Source organism: Ruegeria sp. HKCCA4633 (genome assembly GCF_013034605.1).
Lineage (GTDB): Bacteria > Pseudomonadota > Alphaproteobacteria > Rhodobacterales > Rhodobacteraceae > Ruegeria.
In genome coordinates, this window is the sequence record NZ_WQGJ01000007.1 from 140,447 (window position 1) to 163,682 (window position 23,236).

Annotated in this window: 25 protein-coding genes; 10 read left to right on the top strand and 15 right to left on the bottom strand. The window is 56.8% G+C overall.

All coding sequences use genetic code 11. The features are described from left to right. Nucleotides 1-17 precede the first annotated feature (17 nt). Nucleotides 18-1,229 (bottom strand): flagellin, encoded by a 1,212-nt coding sequence (locus GOV85_RS17005; protein WP_171180332.1) that lies wholly within the window; start codon nt 1,227-1,229, stop codon nt 18-20. On the opposite strand from GOV85_RS17005, the gene GOV85_RS17010 reads away from it, so the two are divergent. Continuing rightward, on the top strand, nt 1,219-1,371 hold the full coding sequence (locus tag GOV85_RS17010) for a hypothetical protein (RefSeq protein WP_171180334.1): 153 nt from the start codon (nt 1,219-1,221) through the stop codon (nt 1,369-1,371). The genes GOV85_RS17005 and GOV85_RS17010 overlap by 11 nt on opposite strands. 67 nt (nt 1,372-1,438) lie before the next feature. Here GOV85_RS17010 and GOV85_RS17015 read toward each other — a convergent pair whose 3' ends face one another. Continuing rightward, nucleotides 1,439-1,798 carry a flagellar export chaperone FlgN gene (locus GOV85_RS17015; protein WP_171180335.1) on the bottom strand — a complete coding sequence of 120 codons (360 nt, stop codon included), beginning with the start codon at nt 1,796-1,798 and terminating at the stop codon, nt 1,439-1,441. After that, nucleotides 1,788-2,063 (bottom strand): rod-binding protein, encoded by a 276-nt coding sequence (locus GOV85_RS17020; RefSeq protein WP_171180337.1) that lies wholly within the window; start codon nt 2,061-2,063, stop codon nt 1,788-1,790. Before GOV85_RS17020 ends, GOV85_RS17015 begins: the two co-directional genes overlap by 11 nt. Nucleotides 2,064-2,174: 111 nt before the next feature. On the opposite strand from GOV85_RS17020, the gene GOV85_RS17025 reads away from it, so the two are divergent. From GOV85_RS17025 to GOV85_RS17035, 3 genes are read left to right on the top strand one after another with little or no spacing between them, the layout of a single operon-like run. Further along, nucleotides 2,175-3,398 (top strand): flagellar hook-length control protein FliK, encoded by a 1,224-nt coding sequence (locus GOV85_RS17025; RefSeq protein ID WP_171180340.1) that lies wholly within the window; start codon nt 2,175-2,177, stop codon nt 3,396-3,398. A 3-nt stretch (nt 3,399-3,401) separates the two neighbouring features. Further along, entirely contained in the window at nt 3,402-4,064 is a 663-nt protein-coding gene (locus GOV85_RS17030) for a flagellar hook capping FlgD N-terminal domain-containing protein (RefSeq protein ID WP_171180342.1), read from the top strand. Nucleotides 4,065-4,114: 50 nt separating this feature from the next. Beyond that, nucleotides 4,115-4,984 carry a phosphotransferase gene (locus GOV85_RS17035; RefSeq protein ID WP_348540062.1) on the top strand — a complete coding sequence of 290 codons (870 nt, stop codon included), beginning with the start codon at nt 4,115-4,117 and terminating at the stop codon, nt 4,982-4,984. A gap of 9 nt (nt 4,985-4,993) precedes the next feature. Here the strand turns inward: GOV85_RS17035 and GOV85_RS17040 are convergent, their stop codons facing one another. From GOV85_RS17040 to GOV85_RS17060, 5 genes are all read right to left on the bottom strand, one after another. Continuing rightward, nucleotides 4,994-6,295, bottom strand: a complete 1,302-nt coding sequence (locus GOV85_RS17040; RefSeq protein WP_171180345.1) for an FAD-binding oxidoreductase — start codon at nt 6,293-6,295, stop codon at nt 4,994-4,996. Further along, entirely contained in the window at nt 6,292-7,110 is an 819-nt protein-coding gene (locus tag GOV85_RS17045; RefSeq protein ID WP_171180347.1) for an ABC transporter permease, read from the bottom strand. The genes GOV85_RS17040 and GOV85_RS17045 overlap by 4 nt, the downstream gene beginning before the upstream one ends. Then, a complete protein-coding gene (locus tag GOV85_RS17050; protein ID WP_171180423.1) occupies nt 7,107-7,997 on the bottom strand; it encodes an ABC transporter permease subunit in 891 nt (296 codons plus the stop codon). The genes GOV85_RS17045 and GOV85_RS17050 overlap by 4 nt, the downstream gene beginning before the upstream one ends. Beyond that, nucleotides 7,997-9,124: an ABC transporter ATP-binding protein gene (locus GOV85_RS17055; RefSeq protein WP_171095765.1), complete on the bottom strand. Its 1,128-nt coding sequence runs from the start codon at nt 9,122-9,124 to the stop codon at nt 7,997-7,999. The genes GOV85_RS17050 and GOV85_RS17055 overlap by 1 nt, the downstream gene beginning before the upstream one ends. A 76-nt stretch (nt 9,125-9,200) precedes the next feature. After that, nucleotides 9,201-10,286 carry a polyamine ABC transporter substrate-binding protein gene (locus tag GOV85_RS17060; protein WP_171180349.1) on the bottom strand — a complete coding sequence of 362 codons (1,086 nt, stop codon included), beginning with the start codon at nt 10,284-10,286 and terminating at the stop codon, nt 9,201-9,203. Between the two features lie 140 nt (nt 10,287-10,426). Between GOV85_RS17060 and GOV85_RS17065 the strand changes: the two genes are divergently transcribed. Next, nucleotides 10,427-11,110, top strand: coding sequence for a GntR family transcriptional regulator (locus GOV85_RS17065; RefSeq protein WP_245222912.1), 684 nt, complete (start codon nt 10,427-10,429; stop codon nt 11,108-11,110). Nucleotides 11,111-11,184: 74 nt separating this feature from the next. After that, nucleotides 11,185-12,582 (top strand): aspartate aminotransferase family protein, encoded by a 1,398-nt coding sequence (locus GOV85_RS17070; RefSeq protein ID WP_171180353.1) that lies wholly within the window; start codon nt 11,185-11,187, stop codon nt 12,580-12,582. A gap of 398 nt (nt 12,583-12,980) precedes the next feature. On the opposite strand, the gene GOV85_RS17075 is transcribed toward GOV85_RS17070, so the two are convergent. Together GOV85_RS17075 and GOV85_RS17080 are read right to left on the bottom strand one after the other, a co-directional pair. Continuing rightward, nucleotides 12,981-14,297, bottom strand: a complete 1,317-nt coding sequence (locus tag GOV85_RS17075) for a lytic murein transglycosylase (protein ID WP_171180355.1) — start codon at nt 14,295-14,297, stop codon at nt 12,981-12,983. A 63-nt stretch (nt 14,298-14,360) separates the two neighbouring features. Further along, the gene (locus GOV85_RS17080) at nt 14,361-15,074 is read right to left on the bottom strand and encodes a YafY family protein (RefSeq protein WP_171180357.1); all 714 of its coding nucleotides are present in this window, start codon (nt 15,072-15,074) and stop codon (nt 14,361-14,363) included. An 84-nt stretch (nt 15,075-15,158) separates the two neighbouring features. On the opposite strand from GOV85_RS17080, the gene GOV85_RS17085 reads away from it, so the two are divergent. Further along, on the top strand, nt 15,159-15,854 hold the full coding sequence (locus tag GOV85_RS17085; protein WP_171180359.1) for a glutathione S-transferase family protein: 696 nt from the start codon (nt 15,159-15,161) through the stop codon (nt 15,852-15,854). Then, the gene (locus tag GOV85_RS17090) at nt 15,851-16,237 is read left to right on the top strand and encodes a DUF1801 domain-containing protein (protein WP_171180361.1); all 387 of its coding nucleotides are present in this window, start codon (nt 15,851-15,853) and stop codon (nt 16,235-16,237) included. Before GOV85_RS17085 ends, GOV85_RS17090 begins: the two co-directional genes overlap by 4 nt. Here GOV85_RS17090 and rnr read toward each other — a convergent pair. Genes rnr through dapE form a run of 3 tightly spaced genes read right to left on the bottom strand, consistent with a single transcriptional unit; the run spans nt 16,228 to nt 20,253 of the window. Continuing rightward, on the bottom strand, nt 16,228-18,486 hold the full coding sequence (gene rnr, locus GOV85_RS17095; RefSeq protein WP_171180364.1) for a ribonuclease R: 2,259 nt from the start codon (nt 18,484-18,486) through the stop codon (nt 16,228-16,230). The genes GOV85_RS17090 and rnr overlap by 10 nt on opposite strands. Before the next feature lie 48 nt (nt 18,487-18,534). Beyond that, nucleotides 18,535-19,110: a TIGR04282 family arsenosugar biosynthesis glycosyltransferase gene (locus GOV85_RS17100; RefSeq protein ID WP_171180366.1), complete on the bottom strand. Its 576-nt coding sequence runs from the start codon at nt 19,108-19,110 to the stop codon at nt 18,535-18,537. Nucleotides 19,111-19,113: 3 nt separating this feature from the next. After that, nucleotides 19,114-20,253 (bottom strand): succinyl-diaminopimelate desuccinylase, encoded by a 1,140-nt coding sequence (gene dapE / locus GOV85_RS17105; protein ID WP_171180368.1) that lies wholly within the window; start codon nt 20,251-20,253, stop codon nt 19,114-19,116. Nucleotides 20,254-20,463: 210 nt separating this feature from the next. Between dapE and GOV85_RS17110 the strand changes: the two genes are divergently transcribed. After that, a complete protein-coding gene (locus GOV85_RS17110) occupies nt 20,464-21,522 on the top strand; it encodes a transporter substrate-binding domain-containing protein (protein WP_171180370.1) in 1,059 nt (352 codons plus the stop codon). Here GOV85_RS17110 and GOV85_RS17115 read toward each other — a convergent pair. Next, complete coding sequence (locus GOV85_RS17115) at nt 21,519-21,863, bottom strand: hypothetical protein (protein WP_171180372.1); 345 nt, start codon at nt 21,861-21,863, stop codon at nt 21,519-21,521. The two genes, GOV85_RS17110 and GOV85_RS17115, sit on opposite strands and share 4 nt — an antisense overlap. Nucleotides 21,864-21,958: 95 nt before the next feature. Here GOV85_RS17115 and GOV85_RS17120 point away from each other — a divergent pair, with 95 nt between their 5' ends. Then, complete coding sequence (locus GOV85_RS17120; RefSeq protein WP_253282882.1) at nt 21,959-22,315, top strand: cupin domain-containing protein; 357 nt, start codon at nt 21,959-21,961, stop codon at nt 22,313-22,315. 57 nt (nt 22,316-22,372) lie between these two features. Here GOV85_RS17120 and dapD read toward each other — a convergent pair whose 3' ends face one another. Next, a complete protein-coding gene (gene dapD / locus GOV85_RS17125; RefSeq protein ID WP_171180374.1) occupies nt 22,373-23,200 on the bottom strand; it encodes a 2,3,4,5-tetrahydropyridine-2,6-dicarboxylate N-succinyltransferase in 828 nt (275 codons plus the stop codon). Nucleotides 23,201-23,236: the final 36 nt, after the last annotated feature.

Genomic DNA, 23,236 nt, shown 5'->3' on the forward strand with positions numbered 1-23,236 from the left:
CCGACCCGCTTTGTGGTTTAGCGGAACAACGACAGGATCGACTGTGGTGCCTGGTTGGCGATCGACAACGACTGAGTAGCCAGCTGCTGTTGTACCTGCAGCGCCTGCAGCCGCGCAGAAGTCTCCTCCATGTCCGCATCGACAAGCGAGCCGATACCGGACTTGAACGAGTCAGCCAGGTTCGAGATGAACTCTTTCTGGGTCTCGATCCGACCCTGCGAGGACCCGAAAGCAGCCGATGCGTCAATCGAGGTATCGATCAGCGTTTCGATCGTCGCCAAAGCGGCAGTCGCGCCAGCGCCGGTCGAGACGTCAATGCCCGTCAACGCACCCAGACCACCCGAACCAGCGTTCACGTATTGAGCCGAGAACGAGATGTCGTCGCCGGTCGAATTGGTGATGGACAGAGTGCCTTGAGTGCCAGAATCGTAGTCAACAGTCAGGCCGGAAATCCCCAACTCCTCGATCTTTGCTTTCAGACCCACGGCAACCAGGTCGCCCGTTGTGGTCGCGGCTGCATCGGCTGCGGAAACTGTGTACGACACAACCTGATCGTCAATTGCGACAACAACCTTGTCACCCGCCGCGAAGGCCCCGCTGGATTCATCCGTAACCAGAGCCGTTGCTGAAGTCGCACCGTTGTCGATGGTCGCACCAACTCGGTCATTGCGAGTAGACGCCCCGGTTGAACCGTCAAATACTTGGGCTGCGGTGTAACCACCAGTGGACAAGTCCTGACCTGTTACAGTGATCGACGATGCCGTGACATTGCCAAGGCTGTCCCGATCCAAGGACGCGAGGATCGACGCAGAGCCTGCAGAGCCGTCCACCAGGTTCAGACCGTTGAACTGCGCGGCGCTGACAACCGAGTTGATCTGGTCTTTCAGGGCAGTCACGTCATCGTTGATTTTGCCGCGGTCAACGTTGTCTTCCTGCGCTGCAACGATCTTTTCCTTCATCTGTGTCAGCAGATCGGTCACGGTTTCCGACTCGTTCCGGGCCACAGCAACGGTCGATTCCCCCAACGCCAGGCTGTCCTTGATGGCGTTGAAGCCTTTGACATCCGATTCCATCACTTTGGATATCGCCCAAACTGCCGAATTGTCCTTGGCCGTCGCGACATCCTTACCGGTCGAAGTCGCGTCCTGCGTCATCGCCAGATTTTTGTTCACTGACTTCAGTGTCTGCAGCGCAACCATCGCGCCATTGTTTGTCAGAATGCTAGACATTGCTGTCATCCTTGTCCGTTTGAGCCATTTTGCCCGTGTTCACCCCGCAAAACCTGCGGGCATTGGTGTCGTTCTGACCTATGCGATGCGCCGCTTGGCCAATCGCGCCACCTGCCATTTTCAGGTGCAGCCTCACTCTTGAACCAGATCCCCTAACGGAGTGCTAAAACCTCAAGGCGGGAAATTTCGGATTTGAATCAAACTCCTGCCTATGCCCTTTTTTCCAATTTCACTGTTCCACGCATCGCGAATTCGCTGCGCTGACCATCAGCGCCGTAGGTACTGAATTCCTGCCGAACCCGGCGCAGTTCAGCCATGCGGCTGGCCACGGCGCGGATTCCGTCGGCCGCACTGTTCAGCAAGGCCTGATTACGCGCGACCTTCTGCTGCACCCGAATCAATGCGTCGCTGTCCTGCACTTGAAGATCATTTATTGCGCCGATCAGCTTCTCTTTTTCCGGAACAATATGTGTCAATCGATCAAGATCCCCTTGCACAAGCGCCGCGCGCTCAAGATCCAGAACCTCTTCCAAAGACTTGATCAGCGTCATGTTGACCTCAGATGTCATCAGCTTTCTCCATCAACGACTTGAGCAGTATTTCAGAAAGACCGACGCCGCCGGACCGGGCGAGTTGCTGCGCCTGATGCTGAACAAGAAACGAGCCAAACTGGTCTTCCCCTGTCCCACCGCCAAAACTCTGGCGCGTTTCTCCCAGCCCAGCGGATTTTAGCATTTCGCTTAAAAAGGCCGCCTCCAGTTGAACGACTGCTTCTTTGAGTTGGGTCTGGGCCAAAGGAATTTGGCCCGCCTGCGCGTGGGTGGAAACTTGCATAGCTTTCTCCGAAATTTGCTTCGAACTTTCTCGATCAAAAGCGAAAGCAGTTAAAATAAACGTAACTTCCTGAGTGCAGAGTTCTGGCCAATCGCACGGAGCCGGAGCAAAATGCCCAACTCAATTATGCTGGCCACTACGGCGTCAATAGCCCCTGCAAAACCGACCTCGTCACAAAATGAAATGGGGCAGGCCAGCGGGGTGACACGCTTTGAGGACATCCTGGGCCAAGATGGAAAAGCCGACGATCTGCCCGATACCGACCTGTCCGTTGCCGCCCCTGAAATCGAAACGCCGGACGTAGAAGCACAAAGCATAGATATGGCGGAACCCGATGCTGCCCCGCTTTTAGAACCTCTTCGTGTCGTGGAACTGATGAGCTCTTCAACACATGTCGCGTATAGTCAGCCTGTGGCTGAAGGAGGGCTTTCAAGTAACACACCCGCATCGGCAGGTGATCCAAGAGCATCCGCTGAAAATGACCCGGAACGGCCAAAGTTTTCATCGACGACAAGCCAGCCCGACCCAGTTGATGCTTCTGCACACGTTTTAGCGCAACCCGAGACAGGTCAGGTATTGCCCGCTTCGCGCCAGCACGTGACGCCTGTTACGGTCGCGGAAGAGAGCCAGCCGATTGACCAACTGACTAAGGGGAAAAACAAGTTCAACGCACCGGAAACCGCCCCAATATCTCAAATCATTGATCCCGTTCAACGGCCTGAGGTCACACCCGTGATAATCAAACCAGCTAGGCCGGCCCACGCGCCGCCTGTTGCACAGCTTCAAATGATGGCAGACATTATCGAGAAGGAACACGCAGTCCTTGATCAGGGCGCTGAAACCAAAGTTGTTGCCAAGGACGAACCACTCCAAACCGCTCCGCGTGAAACGACGCAACACCTTTCTGGACAGTCAACTTTTGCCCGCGCCGAAATCGCACGAGCAATCGCTGGTCAACTTGCGGCGTCGATTCAGGCTCGTCCAGGTTCCGGAGCAATGGAGATTGCGCTGAACCCTGAAGAATTAGGGCGAGTTTCTATTATTCTGAACGGGCGAGACGACGGCATGCATATGACAATTGCCACCGAACGCCCCGAGACCCTGGAGCTGATGCGACGCCATTTATCCGTACTTGCGGAAGAGTTTCAGAAATTGGGATACGGTGAATTGAACTTTGATCTGGGCACATCTTCCGATGCGGATGGCCAGGCGGTTGGCACCGATACACCCGAGTCCGGATCTGCGTTCGGTGACCCGCAAAGCGATTCGGATGCTCAAATCGTATCTCGGCAACAAATTCAGGTCCTAGGCCGGGGCATCGACATGAGGTTTTGACCGATGATCACTCCCGTCACCACCACACAAGCATCGACCTTTCAGCAATCCGCAGAGAATACACAGACCTCTGCGATCACATCTGACTTTGAGACCTTCTTGCTAATGCTCACTGCCCAAGCACAGAATCAGGATCCGTTAGAACCCATGGACTCGACTCAGTATGCATCGCAGCTGGCCCAGTTCTCGATGGTCGAGCAACAAGTTCAAACCAATGATCACTTGTCGTCTTTGGCCGGCACTTTGGGCAGCGTCAATCTGAATGAGCTTGCAAGCTGGGTCGGTATGGACGTCCGATCAACATCTGCTTTCCATTTTGACGGTCAGCCCAAGACACTGTTTGCTCAGGCTGATCCAAAGGCCGACACTGCCAAACTGGTAATACGTGACGAAAACGGAACCGTTCTCGATAGAATGACAGTGTCCCCAGCACAATCCGAGTTTGTGTGGGCTGGCGTGACCGCATCAGGCGATCCGATAGGCACCGGCAACTACACTGCTACGCTGGAAAGCCACAAGAATGGAGAACTGCTGACCCAAACGCCAGCTGCTGCCTATAACCGCGTTGTAGAAGCACAGGTTGGGGGCAACTCAGTGCTATTGACCCTCAGCAGCTGGCAGGTGATTTCCGCACGCGAGGTGAACGCCGTTCGAACTGGTGCTTGATCTGCGGCACAGGAGCGTCCAAAGCTTGGCAAATCGACTCGCCAAAAAAAGTGACAGAAGCTCTGCCCGAAACGCCTGCACCTCCTCGCGATCTGGTTGACCACCTCTGCGCTCAGGGGCTGGTCAGCACATACCCGCGTTTTGAATCGCTGTATGGCGGACGCACCAATCAAGTTTGGAAAGTTCTAGAGGACGGAGGCGACAAGGTGCTGAAGCTTTACAGCACCACGCTTCGCAATCCGCTGTTTCGTAATGACGCTGAACTCGAGGCGCGGTGCCTGGAGACCCTTGGCCCGGAAGGCTTCGTGCCGCGTTTGCGTGCAGCAGGGCGGCACAAGGACGCGCATTGGGTTTTTTATGACCACGCACCCGGAACACCCTGGAAGAAGGGCACCGATACGGTTGGCAGGTTGTTGCGACGATTGCATGACCTTGTGCTTTCTGTCCCGGCCCCGGCCGGATGTAACGGCAGTGCCGATCTAAAGGCCCACGGGTGTCTCATTCTAAAAGGCTGCACCTCGGAGGCACGGCACAGGTTGTTTGAACAGCAACCAACGATGGAGGTCGCGCCCACGGAACGGACATGTTTGATCCATGGTGATCCTGTTGCAGGCAACATTTTGGTTGCAACTGACGGCCTGACATTGATCGACTGGCAATGCCCGGCCCGTGGCGACCCAACCGAAGACCTTGCCTTGTTCCTGTCGCCTGCCATGCAACGGCTGTACCGGGGGGCACCTCTGTCAAAAGCAGAGGAAGACCAGTTTTTGTTCGCCTATGATAATGCGGAAATCGTAGCCCGATATCAGCACCTCAAACCCTGGTACGCCTGGCGTATGGCAAGCTATTGTCTGTGGCGCGCGGAGAATGGCGCGCCCGATTATGCAGAAGGTCTGAGGCTGGAAACGGCTGCTTTGTGATCGTCGGCTTTATCTAAGATCCGCAAGAGCCATAAGGGCATAGGCTGGCGGCATGATTGCCCGCCGCCAACGTCCCATTGGAAACCGCTGAGGTGTTTGACTCATGAGCGTGGGCAAGCCGGCATTCTGCCCCAAGGCCAGCCTTGCCAAGGCTCGGCCACAATAGGTTCCCATAGCGACGCCGTTGCCATGATATGCAAAGCCAGCGTACATGCCCGGCTGCTCAGGTATGGGACCGACATAAGGCGTCAGCGCACGGGACATGCACACCAATCCGGACCAAAGATGCGTGGCTTCAACCTGTGACCAGGCCGGAAACATCTTTTTGAAATCCTGCTGAACCTTTGCCCGTATGGATGCTTCTGTCTGCACTGAGGACCGCAGACCGCCCCGCATGCCAAACAGAAATCGCCCGTCCGGCATCAGGCGGAAGTAATGCAGAAGGTTACGCGTGTCGTAACACATCTGGTCCGACGTCCAGCCCTGTTCCATTTGCTCGGCCTGGCTGAGCGGTCGCGTAACCATAACCGTAGACTGGGCAGGCATGTACCGACCCGACATCCAATCTGGAATGTCTTCGCTGGAATACCCGTTGGTGCAGATCAGCACGATTTCTGCGTTGACCTGCCCAGTATGTGTTTTCAAAGCAAATCCTGATGCAGTTTTATCGATACGCTGCACCGGGCTGTTTTGAAACACGCGCGCACCCAAAGCTTCCGCTGCTTTCGCAAGCCCAAACAAATATTTGCGAGGGTTCAGGCCAAAGCCAACCGGGTGCGTGTACCCACCCAAAAAGGGACCGCCCAGTCCCAACCCGGGTAAGTCTGCTGCATCATGCAGCACGCCTATCTCACCTTGATTTCTGCGCAACACGTCCATCGCGTGGTTCGAATGCGCCAATTGGGTTTCTCCGCTGGAATGCCTATCCGCTTTGATCCCATGGCGATCAAGCAGATCAGCCACCAAGTTCACCGCATCCTCTTCCGCAGTTGCATAGGCCCGCGTTGCATCACGCCCATAGCGCCGCTCCATTGCCGCTGGGCTCAGTTTGGACCCACCGAGACAGCAGAAACCGCCATTTCGCCCCGATGCACCCCACCCCGGCGGACCAGCTTCGAAGACCGCAACTGAAGCGGCTTCAGCCAAATGCAGGGCAGCGGAAACGCCAGTAAACCCGCCACCAACAACCGCGACATCCACCTTCGTGTTGCCCTGAAACTCTGGCCAATCCAAGGCAGGCACTGTTTCGTCCCACCAACAGCCGTCGCGTGGTGCGTCGCTATAAGCGTAGTCGGGAAAAACTCGCTTCATTCGGTGCGTGCCGCGGCCATCTCATCCTGCCGCTGCCTGACCATCGCCCGTTTGGTCACAAGCGAGGCCGTAATCACCCCAACTGTCACCACGGCAATCATGATCGTGGACAACGCGTTGATTTCCGGACTGACGCCAAGGCGCACGGCCGAGAAGATCTTGATCGGCAATGTCGTGGCCGACGGCCCCGAGGTGAAAGAGGCAATCACCAGATCGTCCAGCGACAAGGTGAAGGCCAGCAACCAACCTGAGATCACCGCCGGTGCGATGATCGGCAGGGTGACAAGGCGGAACGCCTGCGCCGGTGAACATCCCAAATCCAGCGCAGCTTCCTCTAACGAGCGATCAAAAGTGATGAGGCGCGAGGACACAACAACCGAAACGAAACACATCGAAAAGGTCGTATGGGCCAGAACGATAGTCAGGATTCCTCGATCCAGACCGATCCCGATAAACAGCAGCAACAGTGACAGACCGGTGATCACTTCGGGCATCACCAACGGTGCATAGATCATGCCGGAAAACAGCGTCCGGCCAAAGAACCGCCCGCTTCGGACAAGCACATAAGCGGCAGCCGTTCCCAGAATCGTTGCCAGTGTCGACGAAAACACCGCGACCCGGATCGTGACCCAGGCAGCATCCAAAAACGCCTCGTTCTGAAGAAGCTCTCCGTACCATTTGGTAGAAAACCCTGCCCAGACCGTGACCAGCTTGCTTTCATTAAAGCTGAAAACGATCAGGATGATCATTGGGATGTAAAGGAACGCAAATCCCAACGTCAGCGAAACCGTATTGAACCAACTTAATCTGTTCATCCGTCGGCCTCCGCCTGTTTCTGCTGGTTCCGCTGGAACAGCACAATGGGAATCACTAGGATCAACAGCAACACGATAGCCACAGCACTGGCCACCGGCCAGTCTCGGTTCGAGAAGAACTCCTCCCACAGAACCTTACCAATCATCAGCGTACCTGAACCGCCCAGAAGCGAGGGGATCACAAACTCACCGATCACTGGGATCATCACAAGGAAGCAACCCGCGATGATTCCGGGTTTGGACAGCGGAATCGTCACCAGCCAGAACGCTTGCAAACGGGAACATCCCAGATCTTCGGCTGCCTCGATCAGTGATCCATCTAAGCGCTCCAAAGCCGAGTAGATAGGCAGGATCATGAAGGGCAGATAGGTGTAAACGATGCCGATATAGACAGCGGTCGAGGTGTTCAGGATCGTCAGCGGGGTCGAGATGAGACCCGTCCAAAGCAAAATCTGATTCAGGTACCCTTCGTTCGAAAGAATACCCATCCACGCGTAAACCCGGATCAAGAATGAGGTCCAGAAGGGCAGGATCACCAGCATCATCAGCGTTGGCCGCCATTCCTGAGGCGCGCGGGCCATGCCATAGGCGATGGGATAGCCGACCAGCAAGGTAAAGAAGGTCGAGATCAAAGCGATCTTTACGCTGGACAGGTAGGCTTTCCAATACAGGTCATCCTCGGTCAGCCAGACATAGTTCTCAAAATCCAGTTCGCTGAAAAACTCTTTGATCCCCGCCCAGCCGGCGGACATATCTAGGGTCGGAGTATAAGGCGGGATGGCAAGTGCGGTGTCTGACAGCGATATCTTCAGAACGATGAAGAATGGCACCAGAAACAGTGCCAGCAACCAGACATAAGGGATGGCGATTAGAACGGCGCGGCGCATCAGTTCGCCAGCAAAACCGCAGCCGTCGCTGTCCACGACAGCCAGACCGGGTCTTCCCAAGTGAACGAACGGCGCGAGATGCGGCGGGTGTTGGCCGTCTGCGCCTTGATGATTGTGCCGTTTGCCAATTCGACGTGATAGGTGGACAGATTGCCCAAATAGGCAATGTCATGAACCTTGCCCTGAACAGCGTTGACCGCATCGGCTGGCCTCTCGGCTGAGATGGTCACCTTCTCGGGGCGGATCGCCAGATGGCAGGACTGACCGTTTGAGAAGCCCGTTGATGATGATGCCGTTATAGGAGCCTGACCTTCGGCCCAATCAATCTGATAAGTATCCTCACCCGAAGGGGCTGCGCGTCCTTCGATAATGTTCACATCTCCAATGAAATCAGCGACATAAACCGAGGCCGGGTTCTCGTAGATCCGGTCGGGCGTGGCAACCTGCATCAATTGTCCCTGATCCATCACCGCCACTCGACTGGCGACTGTCATGGCCTCTTCCTGATCGTGGGTGACGATCACAAATGTGGTGCCGGTTTTCTCTTGAATATCCATCAATTCGAACTGCGTATCTTGGCGCAGTTTCTTGTCGAGCGCGCCCAGCGGTTCATCCAACAGCAGAAGTTTTGGAGCCTTCGCCAAAGAGCGCGCCAAAGCAACGCGCTGTCGTTGTCCACCTGAAATCTGATGCGGCTTACGGCGGGCAAACTGCTCCAATCGGGTCAGGCGCAGCATTTCTTCAACCCGTTCTTCAAGGTCGTGTTTCGGCATATTGTCCCGACGCAGACCAAACGCGATGTTTTCCCAGACGCTGAGATGCGGGAAAAGAGCATATGACTGGAACATCATGTTCACAGCGCGCTTGTTGGGGGGAATAGGGTCAATATCCTGACCGCCCAACAGGATATGACCTTCGGTTGGGGTTTCGAACCCGGCAAGCATCCGCATCATCGTTGTCTTGCCGCATCCCGACGGACCAAGCAGGGCAAAGAATTCACGCTCGAAAATATCCAGTGACAGATTGTCGATCGCCGTGAACTCACCGAAGCGCTTGGTCACGTTCTGAAACTGGATCAAGGGTTTCGCCTGTGGGTCATCCCACGGCGCAAAGACGTCAGAATTCAAGGCAGCCCCCGCTTGTCTTAAAGGACAATATTGCAGCGGGGCGGTTTCCTGACCGCCCCGCGCTTGTTCACTCCGATCAGGTACCTGACTTGATCTTGGTCCAAAGACGAGTCACGACGCGCTGCGTTTTCGCGGGATATGGCGTCGTGATGTACAGGTTTTGCATCGTGGCCTCATCCGGATAAATCGCCGGATCGCCGATCACGTCTTCCTCGAGGAACTCCTGCGAAGCTTCGTTGCCGTTGGCGTAGTAGACGTAATTGGACGCGGCAGCCATGTTGTTGGCATCCAGGATGAAATTCAGGAACTTATGCGCGCCTTCCGGATTCGGTGCATCCGCCGGGATCGCCATTTGGTCAAACCACATCAGCGATCCTTCCGCGAACGGATGATATTCGATGTTCACACCGTTCTCGGCTTCGGCTGCGCGGTCTCGTGCCTGCAGGATGTCACCTGACCAACCCACGGCAACGCAAATATCGCCATTCGCCAGCGCGTTGATATATTCCGAACTGTGGAATTTCTGGATATGAGGGCGAACGCTTGTCAGAACGTCTTCAACTTTTTTGATCACATCCGGATCGTGGCTGTCGGGGTCCTCACCGATGTACTGCAAGGTCATTGGTATCATTTCGGCTGGCGCATCAAGGAAATGAACACCACACGCCGCCAGTTTTTCCATGTTCTCTGGCTTCAAAACCAGATCCATGCTGTTCAGTGCCACATCGTCGCCCAAGGCTTCTTTGACCTTGTCGACATTCACACCAATGCCCGTGGTGCCCCACATATAGTTAATCGAATAGGCGTTGTTTGGGTCATATCCAGCAGTTCGCTCTTGAATAACGTCCCAAAGGTTGCCCGCATTCGACAATTTGGCCGCATCCAGTTCCTGAAACGCCCCTGCCTGAATTTGACGTTGAAGGAACGTGCCAGAAGGCACCACCACGTCATAGCCCGAACCACCAGCCAGCATCTTGGTTTCCAGAACCTCGTTGCTGTCAAACACGTCGTAGATGAGGGTCAGACCAGTTTCTTCCTCGAATTTGCTCAGAAGCTCTTCGTCGATGTAGTCGGACCAGTTGTAGACACGCACCTCTTCAGCGAAAGCCGCTGAAGTCCCCAATGCGATGACCGCTGTCATGGTCAGCGTTTTGATTGTCATATTCTTCTCCCTGCAAGTGTACGGCTATTTTCCCGTTTTTTTGGATTTGATCAAGTTTTGCGTTTTTCCCTGATCCAGCGTATGGTTTCACGAGGTCTGTCACCTGACAAGTCAGGGTATGTCGAAATAGGATGAACCAATTGGATTTGATCAAAAATAAGGCATCTTCGCCGCAAGCCGAAAGCGGGAAACAGCCCGCGCACGAGCAGGTTTATCAAACCCTCAGGTCGCAGATCCTGTTTGGGGAATTGGTCCCTGGGCAACCCGTCACAATCCAGGGTCTGACTGATTCGCTGGGTGTTGGAATGACCCCGGTCCGCGAGGCAATCCGTAGGCTGATTTCGGACGGGGCCTTGGTATTTCAAGGTAACCGCCGCGTTAGCGTTCCGCTTTTGACCTCCGACGACATTGAGCAGATGATTTTCGCCAGAATCTCAATAGAATCAGAGCTTTCCAGACTCGCCACTGCGAATTTACAGGCAGACGACATAGATCATCTTGAGCGTATCGACAAACAGCTGGATCATATGATCGCAGATGGCGACGTTGGGGGCTATCTGCGTTTGAACCAGGCCTTTCATGAATCGCTATATTCCCACGCCAATGCAGCGATTCTCAGTGATCTTGCCGAAAGACTGTGGCTGCGTTTTGGCCCGTCTCTGCGTGTGGTGTGCGGTCGCTTTGGCACGCAAAGCCTGCCTGATCGGCATAAGGATATAATCAGCGCATTACGAAACGGAGACGCTCAAAAGGCGGCAAAAGCTACCGCTCAGGACATTGAACAGGGTATGGAATTGATCTCGGAGTCGCTCACATCAGGCTGATTTCGTCCGATTCGATTGACAGTCCAAAATTTGATCATATTGTGATCACCACTGCTTTTGTGGGAGAGCCTCAGATGTCCACCATCACCAACCATATGCCAACCGCCGAACTACAGGCACTGGACGCCGCGCATCACCTTCATCCATTTTCTGCCAACGGCGCGCTGGGTCAGGAAGGCGCACGCGTGATCACTCGCGCCAAGGGGGTCTATCTGACCGACAGCGAGGGCGAAGAGATTCTTGACGCCATGGCTGGCTTGTGGTGCGTCAATATCGGTTACGGTCGCGACGAACTGGCCGAAGTAGCCGCACGTCAGATGCGTGAACTGCCCTATTACAACACATTTTTCAAAACGACCCACGTTCCGGCCATAGCGCTGGCCGCAAAGATTGCCGAGTTGGCGCCTGGCGATCTGAACCACGTCTTCTTTGCGGCGGGCGGGTCCGAGGCCAACGACACCAATATCCGTCTGGTCCGAACTTACTGGGCCGAAAAAGGCCAGCCGAATAAGAACATCATCATTAGCCGCCATAATGCCTACCACGGGTCTTCCGTGGGCTCGGCCTCATTGGGAGGTATGGCAGGAATGCACGCGCAAGGCGGCATCCCGATTCCAAACATTCACCACATCAACCAACCCAATTGGTGGGCCGAAGGTGGTGACATGTCGCCCGAAGAATTCGGACTGGCCCGCGCACGCGAACTGGAAGAAGCCATTCTGGAACTGGGCGAAGACCGCGTTGCAGCCTTTATCGCCGAACCCGTGCAAGGCGCAGGCGGCGTGATCGTCGCGCCGGATACTTATTGGCCGGAAATCCAGCGTATCTGTGACAAGTACGACATCCTTTTGATCGCCGACGAGGTCATCTGCGGATTTGGCCGTACCGGCAATTGGTTCGGTTCGCAAACCGTCGGGATCAAGCCGCACATCATGACCATCGCCAAGGGCCTGAGCTCCGGTTATGCGCCCATCGGTGGATCAATCGTGAACGACGAGATTGCCCAAGTGATCGGCGGCACCGAGTTCAACCACGGCTACACCTATTCCGGCCATCCGGTCGCCGCTGCCGTAGCTTTGGAAAATCTGCGCATTCTTGAAGAAGAGAAAATCGTCGAGCATGTACGCGATGTAGCTGCCCCTTACCTGAAGGAAAAATGGGAGGCTCTGGCCGAACACCCGTTGGTCGGTGAGGCAAAGATTGTCGGCATGATGGCCTCAATCGCGTTGACACCAGACAAGGCCAGCCGCGCCAAATTCGCGTCCGAGCCAGGCACTGTCGGCTATATCTGTCGCGACCGGTGCTTTGCCAACAACCTGATCATGCGCCATGTCGGCGACCGGATGATCATATCACCCCCGCTGATCCTGACCCCCGCAGATATCGACGAGATGTTCGTGCGAATCCACAAATCGCTGGATGAGGCGCAGGCCGAGATCATCGCACAAGGATTGATGAAAGCGGCCTCGTAAGCCATTTCGCAGTTATAGAGTCAGGGGACGCTTTGAACAGCGTCCCTTTTCTTATTTGGCTTCAAACTTACGTTTCTTACTGCAAACCCAGACGTAGAACTCTGCACGTTGCCACCTTTGAGAAGACAGTCGTCAATAGTTACGAGACCTCTTGCCAACAGCTACCATAAGTTTACGCGCGACAAAAAACTTGATTTCACCCACGTCAGCTTCAAATATTCGAATGCGATTCGGAAGAATATTACCTCGGCCTGTATCGCAACCTGCCATCCCGCAGGGTCTACCTCCTGTCTGCCGTGTGAGTGGTGGCAGACGGGAGGCTTCACAATGCCAAATCGTGAAAGACGCAGTCAGCGCCCGCGTTTGAAACTGAGCCGGCCCTGGGTTTTACGACTGCCTTATCGCAGCCGCTCCAATAATTCCTCAGTTGGATACCCATCTGGCCGCAAACCTTGCGCCAGTTGGTATGCGCGCACCGCGCTGATCGTGTTTGGCCCAGCGCGCCCATCTATACCCTTTGTATCAAACCCGGCATTGGTCAGGCGGGTTTGCAGTTCCTTTTTCTCGGTGAAACTCAACACGCGGTCAGCGCGCGGCCAGTCGGATCGAAACGGTACACCTCCGGCCAGCCGGTCGGACAGATGCCCGATGCCGATCACATACGCGTCGGCCCCGTTATACGCCTCGATCACTTTGAAATTGTCGAAGATCATCAAGGCAACACCCCGCCCGCCTGCGGGAAGCAGAATCGCGGCCTGACCGTGATCCGGAACTGCTTTGCCATCGGTTCCCACAACACCCTGCGCGGCCCATTCGGACGGCATCTGGGTGAAGTCGCGCCGCGCCGACGCGTAATCGAAATCCGCAGGCAATCGCACTTCGACACCCCAAGGTTGCCCCTTAGTCCAGCCGTGTTGCGCCAGATACGACGCCGCCGAAGCCAGCGCATCCGTTGGGTCATCTGACCAAATGTCGCGACGGCCATCTCCGTCAAAGTCGACCGCATGATCCAGATACGAGGTCGGCATGAACTGCGTGTGGCCCATCGCGCCCGCCCAACTGCCCAACATATTTGCAGCGCTTACGTCGCCTGCCTGCACGATCCTTAGGGCAGCGATTAACTGAGTTTCGAAGAACTGAGCACGCCGTGCATCAAAAGCCAGTGTCGCCAAAGACCTGAGCGTGCGGCTACTGCCACGGTAGGACCCAAACGAGGTTTCCAGCCCCCAGATTGCCGTGACCACCTCTTTCTCGACTCCGTATTCAGCCTCGATCTGCTTCAGCACCTGCCGGTGCCGTTGCATTGCGGCCCGACCATTGGACAGGCGCGTATCCGAGACGGCGGAATCGAGATATTCCCAGATCGGTTTCGAGAATTCCGCCTGATTTCGATCCCGCGCGATAATGTCTTCGTCAAACGTTATGTCCGAAAACACCTTAGACAGCGTTCCTTGCGATATGCCCTGCTGTCGCGCCCTATCCTGAAACGCGCTCAGCCAAACCTGAAACCGCGCTGCCGCAGCCGCAGACACCTGCAGCGCCTCGATTGATGGTCGCGGAACGGGTCGAAGCGAAACAGCCAAGTCTGCCGAGGCCAGCTGTATCGTTTCGCCAAGCATATTGCCGCCCGACCATTTTCCAGTTTTTGTTGTGTCCGCCTGCACCATGGATGCCCATAATGCGACGGTCATGACGCCGCCTACGCATTTATGCATACCGATTTTTCCTGATTACTGCTCACCCTTAGGGTAGCGCAAAATCGGTAAATCACAAAGCGCTCAGGTACCTGCCTCGCAGTCTTGTGCTTCCCGGTCTGCGCGTATGCGGGCCAGCACATCGCGCAGCATCGGCACCCGGTTTGGCCTAAAGCTTTGATCCGTCACACACATATCCTGCATCCGGTCGAGGCGAAAAACGCGGAAATCCTGCCTCAGATGACACCAGCTGAGTAACACGTTCGAACGGTCCATATAGACGATGCTAAGCGGATCTACGCGCCGCCGCGTGGCCTCTCCCTTTGCGTCGGCATACGAAAACTCTACTGCACGCTCATCCCAAGCCGCCTGTCTTAGTGTTGCCGCGTCAATCGTCGGTGCCGGGGGTCGGTCAAACCGGGTGGCCGCCAAAATTGCGTGACTCAATCGGTGCGACTGACGCGCGGGCAAGCGGCCCTGCAACTTTCGAAGGGCAACATTGGCAGCTTCTGCCAAAGCCGGATCACCAATAACCTGAACTTCACGCAGGCCCAGAACCAGCGCCTCAAGCTCATCATCGGTGAAGCCCAGCGGGGGCAATGTTGTATCCTCGATCAGAGTAAACCCAAACCCCGCTTCGCCGTCGATCACGGCCCCCAGACCACGCAGCGCATCGATATCGCGATGGATGGTCCGGGCAGACACATCCAGATCCTGCGCTAGTTGCGCTGAGGTTTTGGGCGACGGGCCAGAACGCAGGGCCTGCATCAATTGGAAGAGTCGGGCGGTGCGAGACATGATGCACCCTAGCTTAAACCTAATGTCAGAAACTGTCATCAGTGCCGACTACGTATCAAGCATCCCCACAAACGGAGCCCAGTGATGCTGACCCTTCTCACCTATCCTTCTGCCTTCGGCCTGTTCAGTGCCAGCCCGTTCTGCGTCAAGACGGCTTTGATGCTGCAACATTCCGGCCGGAAATGGCAGCGCTCTGACATGCTTGATCCCCGAAAGATGCCGCATCAGAAACTACCCGTTCTGCGCACACCCGAGCGTCTGATCCCCGACAGCGACCTGATCCGCGACTGGCTGGAAACCAACGGCGCAAATTTCGATCAGGGGCTGACCGATGTGGAAAAGGCGCATTCCCGCGCTTTGGTACGCATGGCCGAAGAACACCTGTATTTTCACATCGTTCTGGACCGTTGGGGCAATGACGACGTGTGGCCGATCCTACGCGAAACCTTCTTTACCGGGATACCGGCCCTGATCCGCAAGCCTGCGTCCAACGCAATCCGAAAATCTGTTCTGAAGGGGATTACGTCTCAAGGGATTGGGCGGTTCTCGCTGTCCGAACGGTTGGACAGGGTTGAACGCGATCTTGAAGCGATCTCGGCCTATCTTTGGCAATCCTCGTTCTTGCTGGGGGACAGGCCGACGTCTGCGGATATGAGCGTCGGTCCGATGCTGGCTGCAATGCGCGTAACGCCTGCGGATACCCCGCTGACCCAGCGCATCAAACAGGATAAGGTGTTGAACAGTTACGTGGACCGGATGGAACAGGCGATACCCGTTTGAAACCTTTTGATAACCCCAAAGTCGCCGCAGCATTCGAGGCCCTGGCACCGCCCGCGCGCGCAGGGGCCTTTGCGCTGCGTGACCTGATCATTGATACGGCAACAACTCTGCCCGCGGCCACCCCGCTGCGAGAGGAGCTGCGCTGGGGCCAACCTGCGTATCTTGCGCCCAAAGGATCAACGATCCGGCTGGGGGCACACAAGTCGGCCAGTTTTGCACTGTTCGTGCATTGTCAAAGCCGATTGATGGGTGATTTCACCTCTGCCTTCCCGAATGAAGATCGCATTGACGGGACCCGTGCCCTTCTGTTCGACGACCCGCATCAGATAGATCCGAACCGCCACGGGTGGCTGATCGCCCGGGCGCTGACCTATCACCTCTGACGGCGCTTGCGTTCCACCTTGCGCTTGATCTTGTCCTTCTTGCGCTTGGTGCTGACAGCCTTTCGGCGGGTCGCCAGCTTGGAATGACCCCGTCCGCGCGGCAGCGCCTGATCGTCGATCGACAAAAGTTCCAGTTCCAGACCGCCAGTAACAGGTATTGCTTCGGTCAAGCGAACGGTGACACGCTGACCGATGGCGATGATCAGGCCGGTGTCCGACCCCATCAGTGTCCCGGCCTCGCGGTCGAAATGAAAGAACTCGCGCCCCAAAGACCGCACCGGCACCAGCCCGTCCGCGCCGGTTTCGTCCATCTTCACGAAGGCCCCGAAACGGGCGATGCCGCTGATCCGGCCAGAGAACTCATTGCCCACCCGCTCGCTTAGATAGGCGGCCAGATAACGATCGGTTGTGTCCCGTTCCGCCATCATCGAACGGCGCTCTGTGTCCGAGATGTGCGTGGCGATTTCGTCCAAGCGCATAATTTCATCTTCAGTCAGCCCGTCCTTGGCCCAGCCATGGGCCGAGATCAGAGCGCGATGTACGATCAGGTCGGCATAGCGGCGGATGGGTGATGTGAAATGCGCATAGTTCCGCAGCGCCAATCCGAAATGCCCGAAGTTCTCGGGGTTATAATAAGCCTGCGCCATTGACCGCAGAGTGGTCAGATTGATGAGTTCGGCGTCCTCTGTCCCCGCAGCCGCGTTCAACAATGCGTTCAGATGCCGGGTCTGCAATACCTGCCCCTTGGCCAGGTTCAAACCCGCCGCCTGTGCTGTTTCCCGCAAGCTTTCAAGCTTCTCAGGCGCGGGTTCCTCGTGCACACGGAACAATAGCGGGCGGCGCTTGGCAATCAGGGTTTCAGCAGCGGCGACATTGGCGAGGATCATGAACTCCTCGATCAGCTTATGGGCATCCAAACGGTCGCGGAACGCCACGCTCGTCACTTCGCCGGTTTCTGACAGAACGATCTTACGTTCGGGCAAATCAAGCTCTAGCGGCTGCCGCACCGCGCGGGCCTTTTTCAAGGCAGCGTACGCGGCATAGAGCGGTTTTAACACTGGCTCCAGCAACGGCCCGGTGCGATCATTCGGAGTGCCGTCAATGGCCTCTTGTACTTCTGAGTAATTCAGCGAGGCAGCCGACCGCATCAGTCCGCGGACAAAGCGATGTCCAATCTTGTTCCCATCTCCGTCGATCTGCATCCGCACAGCGATACAGGCACGCGGCACACCCTCGTGCAGGGAACACAAATCGCCCGACAAACGATCCGGCAGCATCGGAACCACCCGATCAGGAAAATAGCTTGAGTTGCCCCGCTTTCGCGCCTCACGATCCAGGGCAGTTCCGGGCTGCACATAAGCGGCGACATCTGCAATGGCGACCCAGATCACGTGCCCGCCCGGGTTCTTCGGGTCGTCATCGGCGTGCGCATAGCATGCATCGTCATGATCCCGCGCGTCCGAAGGGTCGATGGTGAGCAAAGGCATTTCCCTAAGGTCTTCGCGGCCCTTCAAACCAACTGGCTTGGCCTTGTCCGCCTCGGCAATCACCTTGTCAGGGAAGTCATCCGGAATGCCGTGCTGATGAATCGCGATCAGTGACACAGCCTTGGGCGCGGTCGGATCACCCAAACGTTCAACAATGCGCGCACGCGGCAGACCCATGCGATTTTTGGGTCCCGCCTGCTCAGCTTCGACCAATTCGCCGTCTTTAGCGCCCAGCAGTGCCCCGTCGGCAACCAGCCATTCGGTGGATCCGGCCTTGTCGATGGGCACGATCCGCCCCCCTTCGGCGCCCTTGCGGAAGATGCCGACGATTTTGCGCGGGTTGGTTCCGATGCGGCGGATCAGGCGAGCTTCATAGTTATGATCTTCTTCATGCACCACGGTCAGACGCGCCAGAATGCGGTCGCCCTCGCCCAGCGCCGGATCACTGGCGCGGGCAATGATCAGCACGATGGGCTCGACCCCCTCACCATGCCACTCCAGCGGACGGGCAAACAGGTCTCCATCTTGGTTCGGTGCCTTGACCTGCAAAACGCTGACCGGCGGCAGGCGATCCGGGTCGCGATAGCTGCGCTTGCGCTTTTCAAGATGCCCTTCGGCCTCAAGTTCTTTGAGGATGCGCTTGAGATCAATCCGATCTGCGCCCTTGATGCCAAAGGCCTTGGCAATATCGCGTTTCGACGTCAGAGTGGGGTTCGCCGAGATCCAGTCCAGGACCTCCTGCTTGGTGGGGATGCGAGTCATATCTTCGGCCTATCACGCGTTTGCGACCGCGTCATGATCAAAAAAACTTCAGGCTTTCAGATCGGCCACCGTATCCACATCGCGCAGGTGATCCAGCAACGAGACCCGCGCGCCGGGAACCGTGGCCAACGTGTCCGCCAAAGCGTGTTCCGTCGACCAGCGCACATTGCGAAACAGACCTGCTGGCAAAGCCGCATAGCGTTGCGCGCCAACCAACCAGTAACCGCCATCCGGTGCAGGGCCAAAGACCATTTGAGACCGCCCCAGTGCACCAAAAGCGCTGGCAATGTGAGCCCGCGAAATTCCCGGAATATCGGCACCGATCAGGCAAACCGGACCTTTGGGCATGCCCCGCAGCATTCGCCCCATCCGATCCCCCAGATCGCCACGCCCCTGTGCGGCGCGCGGCAAATCAGCCGGCCAGACCCGACTGTTCAGACCCTCTGCATCCGGGGACACCGCCAATACGATCTGCCAGCGTGGATCCCGCAGACGCCGGATCAACGACCGGGTCTGATGCCGGAACCACCATGCTGCACCCACCATGCCGATGTCGCGACCCAACCGTGTTTTCACCCGACCCGGATGGGGTTCCTTGACCATGATCACCAATGTGCGCGGCATGGGTCAGGCAAAGTATTCCGTCAGGATGCGCGTGTAGATCGACTTGAGCTGTTCGACCTGTGCCACCTCGACGCATTCATCCACCTGATGCATGGTGCGCCCGACCAGCCCAAACTCAACCACCGGGCAGTGATTTTTGACGAAACGCGCATCCGATGTGCCTCCTGTTGTGGACAACTCGGGCGTGACACCGGTTTCCGCTTCGACCGCCTTGGCCACCAGATCAGACAGTGGCCCCGGCGGGGTCAGAAAGCTTTCCCCAGAAATCTTGATTCTTACGTCCACCTCAACGCCGTACTCGGCAGCCACCTGATCCGCCTCTGATTGCAACCAATCGCTTAGGCTCGCACCGGAATGCAGATCGTTGAAACGAATATTGACCGCGCCGCTGCTCCGGGCTGGGATCACGTTGGTGGCAGCGTTCCCCGTGTCGATCGTGACCACTGCCAAAGTTGAGGCGTCGAAGTGACCCGTGCCCTGATCCAGTTCGTGACTTGCCAACCGATCCATCAGCCGCGCCATCGCAGGCAGTGGGTTCTTAGCCCGATGCGGATAGGCCGAATGCCCCTGAACGCCAGTGATCGTGAACCATGCCGTCATCGAACCGCGACGGCCGATCTTCATCATCTCGCCCATCGTGTTCGGGCATGTGGGCTCACCTACCAGGCAGACCGACATGCGCTCATCTGCGCTGCTCATATAGTCGAGCAAGGCGGTGGTGCCATCCAGCGCATCACCTTCTTCATCGCCGGTAATCGCCAGGATGACGGCCCCGTCCGGCGGTGTGTCGCGCACGAAGTCTATCGCAGCCGCAGCAAACGCCGCGACCCCGGATTTCATATCGGTGGTACCGCGCCCGTACATCACACCGTCCCGCACCTCGGCCCCGAAAGGCGGCATCGTCCAAGCCTCTTCGTCGCCTACCGGAACAACATCTATGTGGCCGTTGAACCCGAAGCTGCGCGCGTGGCCTTTCTGGCCCCACCGCGCGAACAGGTTACTGATGCCGCCACGGTCGACACGTGTGCACTCAAAGCCCGCGCCAGTCAGAACCGAGTCGAGCAATTCAAGCGCGCCGCCCTCTTCCGGTGTGACCGATGGGCAACGAATCAGGTCGGCTGTCAATTGAACGGGGTCGGTCATGCGGAGGCCTCTGGAGCTTTGTCTTTCGCGGGTTCGCGCACAGATTCAACGAATTGCCCGGTTTTCCAACCCCAATCCACAAAAAAATCAATCTTCCGACGCCGGACGTGTCAAAGCGAGACCCCAACAAAACATGGCAATTTACCCAGCGACCACCTTGCCGTGTGTCACACAATCGCGTTACAGGGCCGCGAAACAGGTGAAAAGAAAATGAAACGCGCGTTTTACGCTCTGATCTGCCTGACTTTCGCCGTCATCGCACAGCAGAGCCTGGCACAGACCCTTTCCGTCACGACCGTGACACGCCCCCCGTTTTCCTATGTCGAGGACGGGGATGAAACGGGTTTCTCGATGGACTTGCTTGCGGCACTGGCCGAGTCGCTGGGCTGGGACTATTCCGTCAACCGTGTGGACGCCTTTTCCGAAATGCTGGGTGCCGTACAAGACGGGTCTGCCGACCTAGCCATCGCCAATATCTCGATCACGGCGATGCGTGAAACACAGATGGATTTCAGTCAGCCGATCTTTGAGGCCGGGCTGCAGATCATGGTGCCGTCAGACGCGGTTCGTCGGCCCTCGCTGTTGCAGGCGTTGCTGTCCAAAGAACTCTTCATTGCTATCGGTCTGGCCTTTGCCATTCTACTGGGCGGCGGCATGTTGATGTGGAGCTTTGAGCGCCGCGCCCAACCTTATTTCGACCGCAAACTGAACGAAGCCTGGTTCCCGTCATTCTGGTGGGCGCTCAACTTGGTTGTGAATGGCGGCTTCGAAGAGCGGATGCCCCGCACCCCATTTGGGCGAATGTTGGGGGTCGTGCTGGTTGTGTCGTCGCTGTTCATTGTGTCGGTTTTCACCGCACGCATAACCTCGGTCATGACGGTAGACGCGATTACCGGCAGCGTGAACTCGGTCAACGATCTTTACGGCAAAAATGTCGGCACCATTTCCAACTCGACCGCGGCAAGTTTTCTAAACCGGCGTGAGATCGAATTCACCGGCTATCCCGGACTGGAGCAGATGCTGGACGCCTTCAAGGCCGAGGAACTTGACGCAGTCGTATTTGACGCGCCAGTCCTGTCCTATTTCGCCTCGCATGAGGGGCGGCGTATTGCGTCCATGACAGGCGGCATCTTCCTGCGCGAAAACTATGGCATCGCATTCCCGACAGGATCGCCGCTGGTCGAGGACGTCAATCAGGCTTTACTGTCACTGCGCGAAGATGGAACTTACGACGAAATTTACCGCAAGTGGTTCGGTACACGAAACTAGGCTTCAGCCTCGTCGCCATAAAACGGTGTCATCTGCGCGACGATCACGGCGTTTTCGTCCAATGCGCGTTGCATTAGGGCACGCTCGTCCGGCTCTATGTCATGCCCTTGCGCTTCGCGTTCCGCCAAAGTGCCATACCCAGTGACATCCAGCGGCGCTGTATCGGCTTGCTTCAGAATGGCCACCGTTTCGCGCACGGCCTCGGCCTCGTCGACTCCGCTGGCATAGCAGATCAACGCCGCGCCGGTCGCCCCTTCGGGCAGCCCGTCACCATCCTTGCGACCGATCTGGACCAGAAGAGTATAAACTTGCTGACGCGAAGGTTTCTTTTGCTTTTCCATGCGCAGGGCCATAGCTGCGTGCCCGCCGACGGTCAAGAAGCCCAGAATTGCAGACGGGCAATCTGGCGTCCATAGTACCGGTAAACAGCCGAACCATGACAACACAGGACCATTTCATGACATATCCCGATTTCATCACAGCATTTCCCAGCCTCGACGTCCCTTTCCCCGAAGATGTAGTTCAGACCGCTGTGATCCGGTCGGATGCTGGGCTGGTGGCGTTTTTTACTTTTCTCAAGGATTTTGAACTGCCCGCACATTCTCACAAAGCCCAATGGGGCACTGTCGTCGAGGGTGAGGTCGAACTGACCATCGGCACCGAGACCAGAATATACCGCCCGGGCGACAGCTATTCGATCCCTTCGGGTGTCGAACACGGTGGCAAGATCAAAGCGGGTTCTCGTGTGATTGACGTTTTTGAAGAACCAGACCGCTATCCGGTGAAGGCATAAGGCTCAAAAAAGGGCTGCAGCGCAAGCTACAGCCCTTCTTGGAGGATATACGGCAATTTAGTCGCGCAGCAATTCGTTGATGCCGGTTTTCGAGCGTGTCTTTTCATCCACCCGTTTCACGATCACGGCACAGTACAGGCTGATGTTGTTCTTGGAAGGCATCGAACCGGCAACAACCACCGAATAGGGCGGCACTTCGCCATAGGTGACTTCGCCGGTTTCACGGTCCACGATTTTGGTGGATTTGCCGATGAACACGCCCATGCCCAGAACCGAACCTTCGCGTACGATACAACCCTCGACCACTTCGGAACGGGCACCGATAAAGCAATTGTCTTCGATGATGGTCGGTCCGGCCTGCATGGGCTCAAGGACACCACCGATGCCGACGCCCCCCGACAGGTGAACGTTCTTGCCGATCTGCGCACAGGATCCAACGGTGGCCCATGTATCAACCATGGTGCCTTCATCGACATAAGCGCCCAGGTTCACAAAAGACGGCATCAGAACAGCGCCGGGTGCGATATAGGCAGACTTGCGGACAACGCAGTTCGGCACAGCACGGAACCCGGCGGCTTGCCATTGGCTTGCGTCCCAACCGGCGAACTTGCTGTCCACCTTGTCCCACCAGCCGCCAGCCTGCGGACCACCGGACTGGATTTCCATATCCTTGACGCGAAAGCCCAGCAGAACCGCTTTCTTGGCCCACTGGTTCACGTGCCAGTCGCCATTTTCAAGCTTTTCCGCAACACGCAGCGATCCGCTGTCCAGCGCGTTCAGCGTATCCTCGATCGCTTCACGCTGTTCGCCGGTGGTGGCGGGCGTGATTGTGTCGCGCGCCTCCCAGGCGGCTTCGATGGCGGCTTCCAGTTGCGCGTTGGACATGGGGCGTCTCCCTACAGAATCTGTTCGTGTCGGTTT

Coding starts and splice junctions, on each gene's coding strand:
- GOV85_RS17025 (WP_171180340.1), top strand. CDS start 2,175: ATGCCCAACTCAATTATGCTGGCCACTACGGCGTCAATAGCCCCTGCA.
- dapE (WP_171180368.1), bottom strand. CDS start 20,253: ATGACCGACCCCGTTCAATTGACAGCCGACCTGATTCGTTGCCCATCG.
- GOV85_RS17120 (WP_253282882.1), top strand. CDS start 21,959: ATGACAACACAGGACCATTTCATGACATATCCCGATTTCATCACAGCA.
- GOV85_RS17115 (WP_171180372.1), bottom strand. CDS start 21,863: ATGGAAAAGCAAAAGAAACCTTCGCGTCAGCAAGTTTATACTCTTCTG.
- GOV85_RS17080 (WP_171180357.1), bottom strand. CDS start 15,074: ATGTCTCGCACCGCCCGACTCTTCCAATTGATGCAGGCCCTGCGTTCT.
- GOV85_RS17085 (WP_171180359.1), top strand. CDS start 15,159: ATGCTGACCCTTCTCACCTATCCTTCTGCCTTCGGCCTGTTCAGTGCC.
- GOV85_RS17100 (WP_171180366.1), bottom strand. CDS start 19,110: ATGCCGCGCACATTGGTGATCATGGTCAAGGAACCCCATCCGGGTCGG.
- GOV85_RS17020 (WP_171180337.1), bottom strand. CDS start 2,063: ATGCAAGTTTCCACCCACGCGCAGGCGGGCCAAATTCCTTTGGCCCAG.
- GOV85_RS17045 (WP_171180347.1), bottom strand. CDS start 7,110: ATGAACAGATTAAGTTGGTTCAATACGGTTTCGCTGACGTTGGGATTT.
- GOV85_RS17005 (WP_171180332.1), bottom strand. CDS start 1,229: ATGTCTAGCATTCTGACAAACAATGGCGCGATGGTTGCGCTGCAGACA.
- GOV85_RS17050 (WP_171180423.1), bottom strand. CDS start 7,997: ATGCGCCGCGCCGTTCTAATCGCCATCCCTTATGTCTGGTTGCTGGCA.
- GOV85_RS17030 (WP_171180342.1), top strand. CDS start 3,402: ATGATCACTCCCGTCACCACCACACAAGCATCGACCTTTCAGCAATCC.
- rnr (WP_171180364.1), bottom strand. CDS start 18,486: ATGACTCGCATCCCCACCAAGCAGGAGGTCCTGGACTGGATCTCGGCG.
- GOV85_RS17070 (WP_171180353.1), top strand. CDS start 11,185: ATGTCCACCATCACCAACCATATGCCAACCGCCGAACTACAGGCACTG.
- GOV85_RS17110 (WP_171180370.1), top strand. CDS start 20,464: ATGAAACGCGCGTTTTACGCTCTGATCTGCCTGACTTTCGCCGTCATC.
- GOV85_RS17040 (WP_171180345.1), bottom strand. CDS start 6,295: ATGAAGCGAGTTTTTCCCGACTACGCTTATAGCGACGCACCACGCGAC.
- GOV85_RS17075 (WP_171180355.1), bottom strand. CDS start 14,297: ATGCATAAATGCGTAGGCGGCGTCATGACCGTCGCATTATGGGCATCC.
- GOV85_RS17010 (WP_171180334.1), top strand. CDS start 1,219: ATGCTAGACATTGCTGTCATCCTTGTCCGTTTGAGCCATTTTGCCCGT.
- GOV85_RS17060 (WP_171180349.1), bottom strand. CDS start 10,286: ATGACAATCAAAACGCTGACCATGACAGCGGTCATCGCATTGGGGACT.
- dapD (WP_171180374.1), bottom strand. CDS start 23,200: ATGTCCAACGCGCAACTGGAAGCCGCCATCGAAGCCGCCTGGGAGGCG.
- GOV85_RS17015 (WP_171180335.1), bottom strand. CDS start 1,798: ATGACATCTGAGGTCAACATGACGCTGATCAAGTCTTTGGAAGAGGTT.